This is a genomic window from Paenibacillus sp. 37 (assembly GCF_008386395.1).
Classification (GTDB): domain Bacteria; phylum Bacillota; class Bacilli; order Paenibacillales; family Paenibacillaceae; genus Paenibacillus; species Paenibacillus amylolyticus_B.
Window position 1 is genome coordinate 2,844,775 of sequence record NZ_CP043761.1, and the last position, 15,448, is coordinate 2,860,222.

The window sequence follows — 15,448 nt, forward strand, 5'->3', positions numbered from 1 at the left end:
ATCAGCGATCCTCCCCGATCTGTAGAATGATGGTCATGGTGACACCCAGGACAGCGAGATACACGCCAAGATCAAACAGCATGGCCGTGGCGAGTTCTGTTTCTCCCAGCAAAGGAAGTTCGAAATAACCGAAGGTTTGGCTTAAGAATGGAACTCCGAATATAAATGAACCTGCACCTGTCAGTAACGCTATACCCAATCCGATCCCTGTTAGAACACGGAAGTCAACGGGTAACGCTTTGCGTATCGTATCCGTACTGAATGCCAGGGCAATCAATACGAGTGCTGCCGCTGTTACCAAGCCGCCGATAAAACCTCCGCCCGGATTGTGGTGTCCTGCAAAGAACAGGTGCATGGCAAATGTCAGAATGATGAACACAACGACCTTGGTGGTCGTTTGCAGCAATACATCATTACTCTGCAAGGGTACAGTATCCCAGGAGGATGAGCTCCGTTCCCGGTTACCATACTTTTTCGTATTGTCCGCTTCATCATCCAGAGCAGGTTCGGAATCCTGACTTTCGTCCTTCTTACGGAACTTCAAGCGAGCTCCCAGATCTTTTGCTTCGAGGTTCAGATTAATCATGGAGTAGATGGATAGTGAAGCAACGCCAAGCACCATAATCTCCAATAACGTATCGAAGCCACGGAAATCAACCAATAAGACGTTCACGACATTTTTACCACCCGCAGACTCATACGCTTCCTGAAGGAAAAAGGTAGAAATGCTGTCCAGTGATGCTGTTCCGCTTGCAGCTAGAGCTACAAAGGTCATCACAACTCCGACTGCAATCGCTACGATCATATTTACCGTGAGATAACTGCGGCTTGATTTGCCACGTTGCAATTCAGGCAGATGGTAGAAGCAGAGCAGGAACAATGCAACGGATACGGTCTCAACAATCATCTGTGTCAATGCCAGATCCGGCGCCCGGAAGAGTACAAACAGCAGGGTTACGATGTAACCAACCGCGCCCGTCATAATGACTGCCGACAGTCTGTTTTTGGCAAAAGGAATTGAAACCGCAGCACCGATGAGCGTGACTAGCAGAACGACCTCATAAAATGAGAAAGGTGCATTGCCCTGCAGATTCCAGGTGATATTCTCTCCTGAACGGAAGAAGGCATAGACCAACAAGGCGACCGTGAATGAAAAAATGTAAACCAGATAATTACGGACCGAGCCATTCATATAGGCTTCCGTCCATTTGCGTGCATAATGCTGGAGATTATCCAATACAACATGGTACATATTGTTAATGGTTAATCCTTGTGGATAGTGCTCATAAATATTCCTCCATCGTGGCAACAGCTTGTAGAGAGTGATTCCGAGAATCACAACTCCGATCGTCATAATCAGTTCCGGAGTCCATCCATGCCACAGGGAGAAATGTACATCGAAGCGCTCATTCCCATTCAAGAGGGATGGAAGCACAGCGGCCATTGCCGGTTCAATCAGTGATCCGGCCAGCAGATTCGGGAAGAGTCCGAATACAACGACAAGAACACCTAGAACAACGGGCGGAATGAGCATACCAGCGGGCGCTTCGTGCAGCTTCTCGGCAGGGATCTCGCTTTGGCTACGACCGAGGAATGTTTTGAACACGATAATAAGCGCATAGATCAGGGTAAACACACTTGCAAGCCAAGCGAATACCGGCAATAGAACACTCCAGGACCCAAGTCCAAAGATTCGCAGATGCGTGACTTCCACCATCGCCTGGAAGAATAACTCCTTGCTTAGGAATCCGTTGAACGGCGGAATACCCGCCATGGCAAGTGAACCGATCAATGCCACGGTGAATGTAATTGGCATGAATGAAGCAAGTCCACCGAGCTTCCGAATGTCACGTGTACCCGTTTCATGATCAACAATCCCTACGACCATGAACAGAGCGGCCTTGAAGGTCGCATGATTAAACAGGTGAAGCAGCGCAGCGGTTATTGCCACGGTGTACATCGCAGAGGACTCGCCATATCCGAAGTAGAGAGCAGCAGATCCAACCCCTAAGAGGGACATGATCAGACCAAGTTGAGAGATGGTCGAATAGGCGAGAATCGCTTTGAGGTCGTTTTTTTTCACCGCCAGGAATGATCCATAACACAAAGTCAGAAGACCAACGCCAGTAACGAGCCAGAACCAGAGTCCCTGTCCACCGAAGATCGGTGTAAACCGGGCCACAACGTACAGTCCGGCCTTGACCATGGTGGCTGAGTGAAGATAGGCACTAACAGGTGTTGGAGCTTCCATGGCATCCGGCAACCAGATATGAAACGGGAACTGAGCTGACTTGGTGAAAGCTCCAATCAGGATCAAGATAAGTGCGGGTAGAAATAGTGCGCTTTCCTGAAACTGGCCCAATCCTGCAATGGTTGCACGAATACTGAACGTTCCGGTAATGAGATACATCATCATGAATCCGGTAAGCATGGCGAAACCGCCAAATACCGTAATCAGGAATGATTTTTGTGCTCCTGAAGTCGAGGCTTTACGTTTGTAATGGAATGCAATCAACAGGAACGACGTAATACTGGTCAATTCCCAGAATCCGTAGAGCACGATCATATTATCAGACAACACCACGCCCAACATGGCTCCCATGAACATCAACAGATACAGGTAGAAACGGTTCAGCGCTTCTTTCATATCCATGTAGAAGATGGAGTAGAGAACAACGAGGACACCGATTCCGGTGATTAGCAGTGTCAACATGAGGCTCAGACCGTCCAGATAAAGGTTAAATCCAATGTCTAGTGAAGGAATCCATGGGATATTTCCGGCTACGGTATTGCGCTGTGACACAGCGGGTATGAGACTCGCAAAGTATACAAATAATAGTGCCGGGACAAGGAGAACCGGCCATCCCAAATGGTTTTTACGGAAGAAACGATGCAGCATGGCAAGAAGAATGCCAGCGGCAAAAGGCAGAATAACAGCAACATGAAGCAGGCTCAACATTACACCCCCAATGTTTAGTATTTCGATTACTCTCTCTGTGACATACAGGTGCATGATCCTTTGAAGGATATGCTTGCTCTCTATATTCATAACCCAAGTATGTATATACAGAATCGTGTCTATTCTTTGAATGGAAGAAACACGGTGAAGATTTCAGTATAATATTGTATGGGCATGTATAATAAAAAAACACACAAGTTCCGATAAATATGAAAACGATTAGGTGACATTCCGTGTACTCTTTACAGCATAGTTATGTTGAAAAGCAAGATGGTTTCACCGTGTAATGGAGGAAATAATGTCATTCAAAATTAGAACTGTGCTTACTGTCATCTTTGCTGTGTTATCCTTGCTGGTTACTCTGACGATTGGGTCTATTTTTAGCCAAAAGTCATTTGTTGCTGTAGAGACTGAGATTGGTCACTCGCTTACAGGCACGGCCTCACAGGCTTCGGACAAGCTGGATCGATTCATGTCCGCTCGCGCGGGTGAACTGGACCTGCTGGGTCAAATGGCTTCGTTGGAAGATGGATTTCAACCTGATGAGATTCAGATGCTGCTGGATCAGTTACAAGATAGCTTTCCCTCATTCTCATGGGTTGGATTCATGGACCCGAAGGGAAAAGTGTTAGCTGCCACGGATGGTATCTTGCTTGGGGAAAATTTATCAGAGCGACCTGTGTATCAGGAGGGAATCAAGGGTAAATTCATTGGAGATGTGCATAATGCAGTACTTCTTGCCAAGCTGCTTCCGAATCCAACGGGAGAGCCGTTGCAATTTGTTGATATCAGTTTTCCGCTGAAGGATAGCAAGGGCCATATTCAGGGTGTGCTCGCTGCACATTTAAGTTGGGAATGGGCGAAGGAAGTCGAAGAGTCCGTGCTTGCCCCATTGAAAAGGGAAGAAAAAGACATTGAGTTCTTTATCGTAAGCAAAAAGGAACGTACAGTGCTGTTGGGGCCGAAGGAATGGATCGGTAAACCGTTGGCATTGCCCGGCATCGAAGAGGCCCAGCGCAACAAAAGCAGCTGGTCCATTGAAGAGTGGCCAGATGGTAAAGAATATGTGACAGGGTTTGCCTACAGCCAGGGTCATCTGGATTATCCCGGATTAGGCTGGACCGTAGTCATTCGTCAAGTCAAGTCATCTGCTTTTGCTTCTGTGTTTGACCTGATGTGGTTTAATGTGTGGTCGGGACTCGCCGTTACCGTACTGTTTGCACTGATTGGCTGGTTTGTCTCACGTCTGATTTCTGCCCCACTTGTGCGTCTTACCAGAGTAGCCAATCGACTGCGTGCAGGGGAAGAGCTTGAAATTCCTGCGATTAAGGGGATTAAGGAGATTGAAGTGTTGTCCCGTTCGCTTCGGGATATGCTGACCTCTCTTATGAATAAAAACTCGGAGCTGGTCGTGATGCAGAATCTGGCGCATTTTGATCAGTTGACTAGTCTGCCGAATCGCACTGCCCTAGAAGTATATCTTGAGGAGTCTCTGGAGACTGAAAGTGAAAATCACACGCTGACTTTTCTCTATCTGGATCTCGATGGATTCAAACGGGTCAACGATACACTTGGACATCAGACTGGAGATGTGCTGCTACAGAAAGTGGCCCAGCGACTGTCTGCTCTTGGTCAGGAGAAGGGCATAACGGTCCGATTGGGCGGAGATGAATTCCTGATTGTACTTCAGTCTGTTGGAAGTCATCCGAGGGAAGAAGCCATGGCTTATGCTGAAGCCATCATTCAAAGTCTGAACAAGCCGTTTATTATCGAATACGAGCGAATTCGAATTGGATGTAGCATTGGAGGTGCTGAGTATCCAACCAACAGCGACAATCCAAGTGAGATTATCCGGATGGCGGACGAAGCTTTGTATGAGTCCAAACGTGCAGGCAAGAACAGAATAACATTTTATTCCGAGTTGAAGCAGGATCGTTAGCGTATAATAATATTAGCTCGGTTATCCCAATCACCTTTTTACGAATGTGGGTATAGACAAGGAGGGGTGAAATGTCTGGAAAATATACAACTGTACCTTATGGTTATGAGCCACCTGCGGCCAGCCGCAAAGGCACACTGACTTTTTATGACTCGTTTGAACATGTGACCGATGAGCAACTTGAACGCGCCGCTGCAACGGCGGACACCCGTTCATTCATACAGCTTGTGCTGTATCCTTTACACGAGAGCACGTTTAAACGAATGAGCAAGGATACGATACAGGCATATTACAAAAGAGAAGACCGCCTGCATGATTGGCGGCGGGAACATCCAACTTCACGTATACGTGTGGAGGGGCTTGAGGGCAAGAGAAAGAAATATACGCCTGTGGATAGCGCGCTGCGTCATATCACTGCGGAATATCCAGCCCCTCACTCTCTTTATTTGACGATAGAGATGGCAAATCTGTTTGCTTCATTTGATTCCTTCAAGGATTGGATCAAAGAGCTGCGTCTCATCATTGACGGATCGTCCGAATACCTGCATCCGATGCTGGAGCAAAATCGTCATCGCTGGGAATGGGCGGAATGAAAACATAGACGTATGAAGAAGATCGGCCTGCTGATCATATTCAGACCCAAAAAAAGTTGTGTTGTACAAACCGGGATTCCGGTGTACAGCACAACTTTTTTATTTATATTTTCTCTGCCAAGGACGAAGTCAGGTCAAGTGATGTTACGGTTTTATTTTTACCTGTTCGTTTGGCGGCATACAGACAGGCATCCACTTCCTCAAACAATTTGTCTTTGGTTATATTAGGGCTGTAGCTTTTGAGACCGATACTTACGGTGATGGAAGCTCCTTCAAGTTCCAGATGGCCCATCAGGGCAATCTTCTGACGAATCTGTTCCACCAAGGCATAGGCCTGCTTGAAAGATTGCTCAAACATCAATAAGGCGAACTCTTCGCCTCCGTACCGTGCTGCAATATCACTTGAGGTAATGGTTTCCTGAATGATCAGGGACACTTTCTCCAGAATGATGTCTCCAACCCGATGACCATACGTATCATTAATGGATTTGAAGTCATCAATATCGATCAGGGCCAGATGCATACTCATGCCACTGTTGGCATACTCAAATGCTTTTTCATAATAATCCTTGAATGAGCTTTGATTATAAAGGTTGGTTAAACCGTCTGTTTTGGACTGTTTGGTCATAATGGCATTTCGCACAATAAGGTCCTGCTTGGCAAGCATGCTGGCCTGAAGATCATCAAGCACCTCAACGCCGCTGGTTACGATAACCTGTGCTACATATGTACCTAGGATTAGAAAAGCAGGAATGGATACCATGTCAAATGAAGACAGGTACAACCGGTAGGCCGGATCGAACAAAACCAGAAAGTAACCAGTCATCTGCATCAGAAAGACAATCCAGACTCTCTTTTTACTGAAGAACAGCACCGAAGCAAAGATGGGCAACAGACAGATTGCTAATATAATCCGAATGTCATAATTGACATGAATAATTGTCCAGGCGATAACCGTGCTGGCTATAGACATGGTGTAAAAGGAATATGAACTGAAGCGCCGATCAACCCAACTTGCGAACAAAATGCATGAACTGCTGACGGCCGTAGGCCAGAACAGGACATTCATCAAGAAATCTATCGGTGTACGATCATACTCCAGAAACAGGAAACAGCCAATCTGAATGGCGAAATGTGCAATGATGACTATCCAGTAGGCATGGAGCATTTTTTGAATCCATTTGGAATGTTTGAACTCGTACTCTGTTGGAATGTGGCTATTGTGCGTATGGAAACCTTTCATATATCACCGCTGACTGCATCATAATGGTACGACAGAATTACTCTCGTATAAGATAATTATAAATCACAATGAACAAAACGCAAATGTGTTTAACTGTTATGTGAGAACAAGACTCACATAATTTTCGAGTTATCACAAACTTTTTATGGAGGACAAACAAAACTCAACAATACACTCATAGACTATATACATGGCTCCGTTCCATATGTAGGAAATCATTGATGAAGGGGAGGTGATCTTCATTCCTCTTGTCGTTCGTTCAACCGTTAATGCTACGGGAGCAATTACATTTACAGGAAATACGCTTGGACTGAGTCGTTCAGAAACGGCGGGAGTACCCGGAACACAGGATAGTATTGGAGGTTTTACCACAACCAACACCAGCGTCCAATACGGCACCTACCCACTGGGGACCACAAGCTTGTATCAGAGTAACAGTTCCGCTGCTATCCTTGTTCTTCCTGCGGGAAGTACCGTTCTGTATGCGGAATTAATCTGGGGCGGAAGTTATATCAATGGAACTGTCAATCTGAGCTCAGCGATCAACAATCCGGTAACGTTCACTACCCCTGCAGGTTCATTCAGTGTTACACCTGACCCGGTGACTTACAATCAGTTTGATCTGGGTAACAACGCCGCAGGTTATGTACGTTCCGCCAATGTGACGACACTTGTACAAAATGGGGGAGCAGGTACATATATCACCGGAGCAGTGGTAGGGACTATAGTTATTACAAATGATTCCACGGCCAATCATGCGGGATGGACACTTGGCGTTATTTATCAGAATCCCAATCTCCCTTTTCGCAACATGTCTTTGCGTGCAGGCGGCGTACTTGTGCAATCCACTTCACCACCGGTCGTAACAACATTGACTGGATTCGCCACCCCCCTCTCCGGTGTACTCGGAGGAAGAGCGCTGTTCAGTGCCCAGGAAGGTGACGCGAACCGGACTGGAGATCAGGCATTATTCGGGCCAACCTCAGCTACATCGGTTGCTTTGTCCGGGCCCAATAATCTGGCTGCGAACTTTTTTGCATCCCAAATCAATGGGGATACGGGAGCGCTTAACACAACAGGGACTTTCGGAACACGAAACCAGACTAACGGGGCCCCAGGCACCAATATTATCGGTGGACGACAAGGCTGGGATATTACCAATGTGGATGTATCTGCGAGACTGATTAACAACCAGTCTTCTGCTGTGTTAACGCTGACGACCTCGGGGGATGCCTACATTGTCAATGCCAATGCGATTCAGGTGGATATCAATGCGCCCAAAATTACAGTGGCCAAGGCATCCGTTGCCTCCGGCGCGGTGGCGGGAGATAGTGTTCTCTATACTGTTACCGTCAGCAATGCAGGTACAGCCAGTGCGGCCAGCGTTGTGTTATCCGATTCACTGCCTGCAGGGCTTACCTTCATTCCAGGGAGTGTAACGGTCGCAGGGATACCCCGCCCAACACTCGATGTGACCGCAGGCATTCCGCTGGGTTCATTAAACCTGTCCAGCAGCATCGTAGTCACCTATCGTGCGCTCATTGGTCAGGATGCAAGCATATTGCAGCTGGTGAATTCAGCGAATGCCGCTTTTACATTTCAAAGTGTGGCAGGGGGGGCAGTGATTACGGGAGTTATTCCGTCCAATAACTCCACCCTTACTGTTTATTCGCCAAACCTGTCCGTTGTGAAATCGGCGAGTACCACCAATGCCACGGTGGGTGACCTGGTTACCTATACACTCCAAGTGAACAACGGAGGGAATGTTGCTGCCAACGTTACATTGAGGGATAACATACCAAGTGGTAGCTCATATGTAGCAGGCAGCTTTCGTCTGAATGGAAATGTGATTGCTGGTGCCAATCCGGTTACTGGCGTTAATCTGGGGAGCCTCGCGGCAGGAAGTGCCAATACCGTGACCTTTCAGGTGCTTGTAACAAGCTTGCCGACACCGCCGACTCTTGTGGATCAGGCTACGGCTTCTTATTCCTTTAATTCACCTGATGGTCGGACGATCACGGGAAACATCGCCTCGAATACCTTAACGATCCCGGTAACATTGCCCAATGTGACCACGGTAAAATCAGCATCCGTTACCGATGTTGCAGTCGGGGAGACCTTCACGTACACCATAGTTACTACCAACAGCGGTATTCAGGTGATTAACAATGTGGTACTTACAGATGCGCTCCCTGCTGGAACAACCTTTGTTTCTGGCAGTGCAACCGTAAGAGGAACTGTCGTACCGTCTGCGAATCCGAGCAGTGGCATCTCTATTGGGACATTGGCGGCCGGAAGTTCTGCAACGGTGACGTTTCAGGTGAATGTGCAGTCTCTTCCTGCTTCAGGTTCTTTAGTTAATCGAGCGGTAGTGTCCTATAGCTCTGGTTCGTTCACGGGCATTTCCAACTCCAATTCCATTACAACCCCTGTATACCAAGCCGTTGTCGGTATCAACAAGTCGGCAAGCCAAACCAATGCGACACTGGGGGATCAGATTGCATACACACTTGCAGTCACGAACAGTGGAAACATAGCGACTCAAGTGAATGTGACCGATACGATTCCAGCGGGGCTGACGTTTGTCCCGGATTCGGTAACCGTGAATGGTACTGCGCGTCCGGGAACCAGCCCCTTAACCGGTATAACGCTGGGCAGTCTCTCGCCAGGTGCTACGGCAACGGTCGTATTTCGCGCAACACTGAGTACACTTCCATCTCCGCCAACACTGGAGAATCAGGGTACCGCAACTTATACGTACCAGCTTCCCAGCGGACGGAATCTCTCAGGGTCAAGTCAATCCAATATCGTTCGAATACCTGCATCGGCCCCTAATATTTCGATTAGCAAAACGGTAAACACACCTGATGCGACTGTAGGTGACATCCTTACCTATACCGTTATTGCAACCAATGCCGGAATTAGTGCGGTCCAAAATCTGGTGATTTCGGATGCACCATCCGGCTCTGAATTTGTCCCGGGTAGTGTCACGATTAATGGATCTGCTGTTACAAGCGCAAGCCCCGTTGCGTGAATCGCAGTGGGTACATTGAATAGCTCAAGCAGTGTAACTGTGACCTATCAGACCCGGGTGAATTCTGTTCCATCCACAGGTTTGGTTAGTAACCGGGCCAATGCAGCATTTACATCAGGCAGTTTTAATGGTGTTTCTTCTTCCATATCGGTAAATACCCCCATATTTCTGCCAGTGGTTCAAGTGGTGAAGTCAGCAAGTACAACAAGTTTGACGGTAGGAGATACGTTTAATTACACCATCCAAATTAACAATACAGGTAATATAGCTGCAACGGTTACCTTGACAGATCCCATTCCAGCAGGAGCGGTATTCAGCACAAATAGTGTCATTATTAATGGCGTACCTACACCTGGGGTCAGCCCGGATGTAGGGATCAGTCTAGGAGAGATTGCTGCGGGCACAGGTGCAACGGTCACTTTTGTTGCGACGGTTACCAGTTTGCCAGATGCAAGGCAGTTAATTAATCAGGCGGTTGCTTCGTTTGCTTACACGCTTCCAAGTGGGAGAACGATTGCCGGATTCTCGTCATCCAACACCATCACTATTCCTGTCTCTCTACCCAATGTAACGATTGTCAACAGTGACAATGTAGAGTACGGCGTAGTCGGGGATGTCATTCGATACACGTCTGTTATTCGTAATAACGGCACAGTAGCCGTTAATAATGTGGTATATGTCAATCCTCTTCCTTCGAATACCCCATTTGTACCCGGAAGTGTCATTGTGAACGGGACTTCGTTCCCGCTCTCCAATCCGACCGCCGGCATTCCAATCGGTACGTTGGCTCCAGGAGCCGAGGTTACCGTAACTTTTGAGGTGACGATTACCATGCCGATTCCTTCGCAGATTAACAATCAGTCGACGGTCAGCTTCACATCCGGTTCATTTTCAGGGTCATCATCGTCCAATACCACTCAGACTCCGGTCATACAACCGCAGATTTCACTTGTCAAAACGGCAAATACCGTAAATGCGACCGTAGGTGATACGGTTGTATACACAGTAACGGTTAGCAACACAGGCAATCTGGAGGCAAATGTTACCCTGACAGATACCATTCCCGCTGCGACTACTTTAGTACCCAACAGTGTGGTTGTATCCGGTGTGCCACAGCCAGGAGCGACGCCAGCAGCAGGCATTCCGATAGGTATTGTAGCAGCGGGGGCGACAGCTGTTGTCACGTTTGCCGTTGTTGTGGATTCACTTCCATCTCCACAGCAGCTTAGCAACTTTGCTACATCATCCTTTACATTTACACCTCCAGATGGGCGGACGTTGACTGGCTCAGCCACTTCGAATACACTCACGTTCCCGGTCTCGTCACCAAACGTCGCTGTTGTCAAAAGCACAGCTTCCACCGCGGCTACGGTAGGCGATACGGTGACCTATTCCATTCTAGTGACCAACAGCGGAATTGCACCGGTGAGCAATATTCAGTTTTCAGACCCGATTCCAGCTGGATCCTCCTTTGTTACAGGGAGTGTCACAGTGAATGGGGTTGCGCAACCCGGAGCCAATCCGGCAGGTGGGGTACCCCTTGGTACATTGGGGCCCGGAACGTCCGCGACGGTCACATTCAGTATCCGTGTCGACGCGATCCCGCCAAGTGATCAGTTGAGCAATCGCTCTACGGTCAGTTTTACCTCAGGTACATTCTCAAGCACAACCTTTTCAAATACTGTGGTCACTCCGGTGTACCAGCCTATTCTTTCAGCACAAAAAACAGCCAGTACACAAAATGCTACCGTTGGGGATACAGTCAGCTACACGATAACCGTGAACAATCAGGGAAACTTTGGAGCCCAGATTAACCTGACAGATAACCTTCCAGCCGGAACCATCCTTGTTCCAAATAGCGTTATTGTAAACGGTCAACCGCTGCCAGCAGGAAATCCAGCAACGGGCATCCCCGCAGGCAACGTGGCTCCCGGAGCTACGACCACCATTACCTTTTCAGTGGTTGTTGATACGCTGCCAAGTCCGCAACAACTGGTGAATCAGGCTTCTGTAGCTCTATCATATACATTGCCGGATGGGCGGAACATCACGGAGTCTGTTCTATCCAATGTGTTGACCATTACCGTATCGGCACCGGATGTCGATGTCGTCAAATCCACAACTTCAACGGCGGTATCAGTTGGTGATATCGTAACGTATAGCATCGCTGTAACCAATAACGGAATTGCAACGGTCAACAATGTGGTTTTCACGGATGCAGTGCCGACAAGTACCGTTCTTGCGCCAACTGGCGTGTTTGTTGATGGTGTTCTGCGCCCTGGTGCCAATCCTTCTACGGGAATAACGCTTGGTTCCATCGCACCTGGCGTTACGGTAACCGTTGTATTTAGTGTGCAGGTTACGGCGCTCCCGGCAAGTGCAGTGTTAAACAATCAGTCCACGGTCAGTTTTACATCAGGGGTTTTCTCAGCGACCACATTCTCCAATACGGTTACAACTCCGGTCTTTCAACCTATTCTGGCGGCAGTGAAAACGGGAGATCAGACGATAGCAACGGTAGGGGATACCGTTGTGTACAGCATCGCCATCTCCAATACCGGGAACTATGGGGCATCCGTCACGTTGACCGATACCATTCCGGCAGGAACAGAGCTTGTTCCAAATAGCGTTATTATTAACGGGGCTTCAGCACCAGGTGCAGATCCGGCTTCGGGTATTCCGCTTGGTGTCGTTTCCACAACAACTCTAGTTACCTTCTCCGTTGTGATTGTGACGTTACCTTTGAGCCAGTCCATCACCAATCAGGCTTCTGCTACATTTTCGTATACATTGCCTGATGGAAGAACACTTGGAGGCACGATTACGTCCAACGCACTCAACATTCAAGTATCTGCTCCGAATGTCAGCGTTGTGAAGACCACTCCGGTGAGTGATGCTGTGGTGGGCGATACGATCGTATACGAGATGGTTGTGACCAATGAAGGAATTGACCCGGTAAACAACATTGTGATCACCGATCCTATTAACCCAGCCACCACATTTGTTGCTGGCAGCGTCTTGGTAGATGGCGTTCCACGGGCCTTGGCAAACCCTGCGCTGGGCATAGCCCTTGGTAGTTTAGCCCCTGGAGCATCGATAGCGGTATCGTATGCAGTGCGGGTCAATACGCTTCCAACACCACCACAAGTGAGCAGTCAGTCTTCCGTAAGTTTCACATCGGGTGTTTTCTCGGGAGCAGCGTATTCCAATACGGTTGTAACACCAATCTATCAGCCGATTATTGCCGTAACCAAAACAGGGAGCACCTCCAATGCAACGATTGGTGACACCATCACCTATTCTTTTGCCATTAACAATAGCGGGAATCTGGATGCAAGTTTGACATTAACGGACAATATACCGAATGGAGCCGTACTGCTTCCCAACAGTGTTCTGATTGATGGTGTTCCACAGCCAGGTGCCAATCCGGAGACGGGTATCGTTGTGGGTTCCATACCGTCCGGAGGTACGGTTATTGTAACGGTTACCCTCGAAGTGACTGTAGATTCGTTGCCGCAGGATCAGCAACTCGTTAACCAGGCGGTGGCCAACTATACATTTAGTCCACCCGATGGCCGTCTGTTGACAGGGACGGTATCCTCCAATGTTCTGGTGATTCCGGTATCTGCACCAAATGTGACTGTTGTCAAAAGCACAAGTGCGGTTGATGCCGTTGTCGGCGATGTGATCACCTATACGGTTGTAGTAACCAATAGCGGCATTGAAGTGGTAAATAATGTGGTCATGGTTGACCCGGTACCTGTCGGTACAGTATTTGTGCCAGGAAGTGTTACGGTGGATGGTGTGCCAAGACCAACAGGGAATCCGAATACAGGTATCACACTTGGATCGATTGCTGCGGGTGCTTCCGTTACGGTTACATTCAGAGTAGAGGTTGTGGTGATATGAGCCAATCTTCCGGTCCGTTGTCCCACTGGCTAAAGAATCAGTCCCTGGTTCGATTCAGCTCGGGTGCGACTGAACTGGAACAGGTATCCTATTCGAATACGGTTGTAACACCGTGGATCGGCCCCAGGCTTGAAGTCAGAAAAGTCTGCAATGTCACGGAGGCTGCCTTGGGGCAGTCTCTTATCTACCATGTTGAAATTGTTAACACCGGAAATCTTCCGGCCCTAGTGTACCTATTGGATCAGCTATCTGCAGAGACGGCACTGCTTCCCAATAGTGTACTGCGTGATGGTATTCCGTTACCGGGAGCATCACCGGAGAGTGGATTGCCTCCAGCTGAAATCGAGCCCGGAGCCACGTTGCGATACCACTTCCAAGTTGTAATCTTACGTTTACCTGAGACACTGAAGCTGCTGAATCAGGCACAGGTTAACTATGAGTTTTTGACACCGGAAGGCAGAACGGTTACGGGTATGGAACAATCCAATATCGTGGAGGTCAATCTGGTCTCATCCCGGCTGGAGATCTCCTTTCAGGCGGATCACATCTATACCTTCTCAGGGGATATTGTCATGTACACCGTTATCGTGAGCAATCCGGGTTTTATTGCAGCCACGAATGCCCAAGTAACGATTTCTTTGCCACAGGGAATTGTTTTTATACCAGCGAGTGTCATCGTAGATGAAATGTTTGCGCCACAAGTAACGCCTGATACGGGCATACAACTTGGAGAGATTTTGCCCGGAAGCTCAATTCGGATACAATATCGGGTTCAGGTTATTGGGGGAAGCGATGCGAATGGAATATCAAGTGTAGCTGTACTGTCATATATCTCGGCAGGACAGCAGGAGACGCTTTACTCCAATCAGGTTACTCTGGAAGTGTTACAGCCACAGGTCTCTGTGGTGAAAAGTGTGCTCCCGGTAACGGCCACATTGGGTGATGCCGTCCAATATAATATTACCATCTCCAATGCAAGCAGTTATGCGGTGGATGGAACTCTCCTGGATGTACTGCCAACAGGTGTAACATTTGTCGAAGGCAGTCTGCGCTGGAATGGGGTTAAACGTCCCGGAACCAATCTGGCTAAAGGGCTTAATCTGGGGACGTTGACAGCCCGGTCGGTTCTGAATATTCAGTTCGAAGCGAAACTTCCAGATCGAGATGAATCGATGCCTGATGACTACAGGTATGTGAATCATGCTAGCCTGATGTATACATTTCGATTGCCAGATTCACGGTCAGTGCAGCGGATGATTACATCTAATGAAGCTGTGGTCGAATTGAAAGCGCCGATAATTCAGGCTTACGTTCAAGTGACACCCACATTGGTCGAGCAGGGAGGTACCGTCACTTTTCAGGTACGTGTGGGGAATACAGGCAATTTGCCGGCACGTGTACAACTTGGGAGCATTTTACCTGAGGGTGCCAGATGGCTTGGGCAAGCTACGGGTGAGATCCAATTGAGCTTACCAGAGTATTCCACACCACGGGTTCTGCATGTGGGCGTGATTGAGCCTGAAACGGAAAAGAACATCTCGTATGTAGCGAAGTTAGCTTCTGAGAAGACGGGGACGCTGCAAGGAGCCTTGATTGCTCGGTACACGTATGAATGGAATGGACAAAAACGGGCTGGCGAAACCCGATCGAATGAGTACAGCATCATTGTGGAGTATGGAGAAGAATAGGAGGTATCACGGTTAACGGTAACTTGCCTGAGGAATTTGCTTATTCTGGTTGCCATGAGATTACACGAACGTAAATGAATGGT

At 48.3% G+C, this 15,448-nt stretch carries 7 protein-coding genes; 5 read left to right on the top strand and 2 right to left on the bottom strand.

Annotated features, from left to right (window positions below):
* Position 1 precedes the first annotated feature (1 nt).
* Positions 2 to 2,956 carry a Na+/H+ antiporter subunit A gene (locus tag F0220_RS12890; RefSeq protein ID WP_105598477.1) on the bottom strand — a complete coding sequence of 985 codons (2,955 nt, stop codon included), beginning with the start codon at positions 2,954 to 2,956 and terminating at the stop codon, positions 2 to 4.
* 301 nt (positions 2,957 to 3,257) lie between these two features.
* Here F0220_RS12890 and F0220_RS12895 point away from each other — a divergent pair, with 301 nt between their 5' ends.
* Positions 3,258 to 4,898, top strand: coding sequence for a sensor domain-containing diguanylate cyclase (locus F0220_RS12895; protein ID WP_105598385.1), 1,641 nt, complete (start codon positions 3,258 to 3,260; stop codon positions 4,896 to 4,898).
* 71 nt (positions 4,899 to 4,969) lie between these two features.
* A complete protein-coding gene (locus F0220_RS12900) occupies positions 4,970 to 5,491 on the top strand; it encodes a hypothetical protein (protein WP_105598386.1) in 522 nt (173 codons plus the stop codon).
* A 103-nt stretch (positions 5,492 to 5,594) separates the two neighbouring features.
* Here F0220_RS12900 and F0220_RS12905 read toward each other — a convergent pair whose 3' ends face one another.
* Entirely contained in the window at positions 5,595 to 6,734 is a 1,140-nt protein-coding gene (locus F0220_RS12905) for a GGDEF domain-containing protein (RefSeq protein WP_105598387.1), read from the bottom strand.
* 232 nt (positions 6,735 to 6,966) lie between these two features.
* Here F0220_RS12905 and F0220_RS32870 point away from each other — a divergent pair, with 232 nt between their 5' ends.
* Genes F0220_RS32870 through F0220_RS12915 form a run of 3 tightly spaced genes read left to right on the top strand, consistent with a single transcriptional unit; the run spans position 6,967 to position 15,365 of the window.
* Entirely contained in the window at positions 6,967 to 9,768 is a 2,802-nt protein-coding gene (locus tag F0220_RS32870; protein WP_223199931.1) for a DUF7507 domain-containing protein, read from the top strand.
* A gap of 6 nt (positions 9,769 to 9,774) precedes the next feature.
* A complete protein-coding gene (locus F0220_RS32875) occupies positions 9,775 to 13,677 on the top strand; it encodes a beta strand repeat-containing protein (RefSeq protein WP_223199932.1) in 3,903 nt (1,300 codons plus the stop codon).
* Positions 13,674 to 15,365: a DUF11 domain-containing protein gene (locus F0220_RS12915; RefSeq protein ID WP_105598389.1), complete on the top strand. Its 1,692-nt coding sequence runs from the start codon at positions 13,674 to 13,676 to the stop codon at positions 15,363 to 15,365. The genes F0220_RS32875 and F0220_RS12915 overlap by 4 nt, the downstream gene beginning before the upstream one ends.
* Positions 15,366 to 15,448: the final 83 nt, after the last annotated feature.